This window comes from Acinetobacter sp. RIT698, assembly GCF_009668065.1.
In the GTDB taxonomy this organism is placed as follows: domain Bacteria; phylum Pseudomonadota; class Gammaproteobacteria; order Pseudomonadales; family Moraxellaceae; genus Acinetobacter; species Acinetobacter guillouiae.
Genome location: NZ_WJYH01000105.1, coordinates 1 through 3,197, shown reverse-complemented (window position 1 = coordinate 3,197; position 3,197 = coordinate 1). Strand labels below are relative to the sequence as shown.

Sequence of the window (3,197 nt, the reverse complement as noted above, 5' to 3'; positions counted from 1 at the left end):
TCTGTGATTTATCACAGTTAACTACTCGCTGACGAGGCGGTAGTGAATCATTAACAGAATATATTTGAGTTGAAATAATTGTTTAAACTCGTTTTAGTTGATGTTAGCAAGCAATTGTTAATGTTGAATGAAATGAGCACTAGCGATAAAACTGAATCAAGCGTTTTGGTATATGAATTAAATTGAAGCTGTATAGTGATTAAGTTCACAGGCAACAAATAGAAGTGATTAAGTTCACATTGTTGATCCTCCTTGTAGGGATTAACGACTGTTTGGGGTTGTATAGTCAAGTAATTAAGTGCATGTGGTGGATGCCTTGGCAGTCAGAGGCGATGAAAGACGTAATAGCCTGCGATAAGCTTCGGGGAGGCGGCAAATATCCTGTGATCCGGAGATTTCTGAATGGGGAAACCCACTTACCATAAGGTAGGTATCGCATGATGAATACATAGTCATGCGAGGCGAACGAGGGGAAGTGAAACATCTCAGTACCCTTAGGAAAAGAAATCAATTGAGATTCCCTCAGTAGCGGCGAGCGAACGGGGATCAGCCCATTAAGTTATATGTGTTTTAGCGGAAAGCTCTGGGAAGTGCTACCGTAGAGGGTGATAGTCCCGTACACGAAAGGGCACATATAATGATGACGAGTAGGGCGAGGCACGTGAAACCTTGTCTGAATATGGGGGGACCATCCTCCAAGGCTAAATACTCCTGACTGACCGATAGTGAACCAGTACCGTGAGGGAAAGGCGAAAAGAACCCCTGTGAGGGGAGTGAAATAGATCCTGAAACCGCATGCATACAAGCAGTGGGAGCCGACTTGTTCGGTGACTGCGTACCTTTTGTATAATGGGTCAGCGACTTATATTCAGTAGCAAGGTTAACCGTATAGGGGAGCCGTAGAGAAATCGAGTCTTAATAGGGCGTTTAGTTGCTGGGTATAGACCCGAAACCGGGTGATCTATCCATGAGCAGGTTGAAGGTTGGGTAACACTAACTGGAGGACCGAACCCACTGTCGTTGAAAAGCCAGGGGATGACTTGTGGATAGGGGTGAAAGGCTAATCAAACTCGGTGATAGCTGGTTCTCCCCGAAAGCTATTTAGGTAGCGCCTCGGACGAATACCATAGGGGGTAGAGCACTGTTTCGGCTAGGGGGTCATCCCGACTTACCAAACCGATGCAAACTCCGAATACCTATGAGTACTATCCGGGAGACAGACTGCGGGTGCTAACGTCCGTAGTCAAGAGGAAAACAATCCAGACCGCCAGCTAAGGCCCCCAAATTATAGTTAAGTGGGAAACGATGTGGGAAGGCATAGACAGCTAGGAGGTTGGCTTAGAAGCAGCCACCCTTTAAAGAAAGCGTAATAGCTCACTAGTCGAGTCGGCCTGCGCGGAAGATGTAACGGGGCTAAAACTATATGCCGAAGCTGCGGATGTGCACAATGTGCACGTGGTAGGGGAGCGTTCTGTAAGCCGATGAAGGTGTATTGAGAAGTATGCTGGAGGTATCAGAAGTGCGAATGCTGACGTGAGTAACGACAAAACGGGTGAAAAACCCGTTCGCTGAAAGACCAAGGGTTCCAGTCCAACGTTAATCGGGGCTGGGTGAGTCGACCCCTAAGGCGAGGCCGAGAGGCGTAGTCGATGGGAAATTGGTTAATATTCCAATACTTCTGTGTAATGCGATGAGAGGACGGAGAAAGTTAAGTCAGCCTGGCGTTGGTTGTCCAGGTGAAAGGCAGTAGGCATGCATCTTAGGCAAATCCGGGGTGCTCTATGCTGAGAGCTGATAGCAAGCTAGTTTACTAGCGAAGTGGCTGATACTATGCTTCCAGGAAAAGTCTCTAAGCTTCAGTTACACAGGAATCGTACCCTAAACCGACACAGGTGGTCAGGTCGAGTAGACCAAAGCGCTTGAGAGAACTCTGCTGAAGGAACTAGGCAAAATGGTACCGTAACTTCGGGAGAAGGTACGCTGCTGACGGTGATAGGACTTGCTCCTTGAGCTATTGGCAGCCACAGAAACCAGGCCCCTGCAACTGTTTATTAAAAACATAGCACTCTGCAAACACGAAAGTGGACGTATAGGGTGTGATGCCTGCCCGGTGCTGGAAGGTTAATTGATGGGGTTAGCGTAAGCGAAGCTCTTGATCGAAGCCCCAGTAAACGGCGGCCGTAACTATAACGGTCCTAAGGTAGCGAAATTCCTTGTCGGGTAAGTTCCGACCTGCACGAATGGCATAATGATGGGGGCGCTGTCTCCAGCAGAGGCTCAGTGAAATCGAAATCGCCGTGAAGATGCGGTGTACCCGCGGCTAGACGGAAAGACCCCGTGAACCTTTACTGCAGCTTGACATTGAACTTTGATCTTACTTGTGTAGGATAGGTGGGAGGCTTTGAAGTAGTGACGCCAGTTGCTATGGAGCCATCCTTGAAATACCACCCTGGTAATATTGAGGTTCTAACTCTGTCCCGTTATCCGGGACGAGGACCATGTCTGGTGGGTAGTTTGACTGGGGCGGTCTCCTCCTAAAGAGTAACGGAGGAGTACGAAGGTGCGCTCAGCGTGGTCGGAAATCACGCGTAGAGTATAAAGGCAAAAGCGCGCTTAACTGCGAGACCCACAAGTCGAGCAGGTACGAAAGTAGGTCTTAGTGATCCGGTGGTTCTGTATGGAAGGGCCATCGCTCAACGGATAAAAGGTACTCTGGGGATAACAGGCTGATACCGCCCAAGAGTTCATATCGACGGCGGTGTTTGGCACCTCGATGTCGGCTCATCTCATCCTGGGGCTGAAGCAGGTCCCAAGGGTATGGCTGTTCGCCATTTAAAGAGGTACGCGAGCTGGGTTTAGAACGTCGTGAGACAGTTCGGTCCCTATCTACCGTGGGCGTTGGAAATTTGAGAGGATCTGCTCCTAGTACGAGAGGACCAGAGTGGACGAACCTCTGGTGTACCGGTTGTGACGCCAGTCGCATCGCCGGGTAGCTATGTTCGGAAGGGATAACCGCTGAAAGCATCTAAGCGGGAAGCCTACCTCAAGATAAGATTTCCCTAGGACTTTATGTCCTCTAAAGAGCCGTTGAAGACTACGACGTTGATAGGTTGGATGTGGAAGTGCGGTGACGCATGAAGCTGACCAATACTAATTGCTCGTGAGGCTTGACTATACAACACCCAAGCAGTTGTATA

1 rRNA gene is annotated in these 3,197 nt (G+C 49.1%); it reads left to right on the top strand.

Annotation, left to right across the window (positions count from 1 at the left end):
* Positions 1 to 284: 284 nt before the first annotated feature.
* Positions 285 to 3,175 (top strand): 23S ribosomal RNA (locus tag GJV03_RS21185).
* Positions 3,176 to 3,197: the final 22 nt, after the last annotated feature.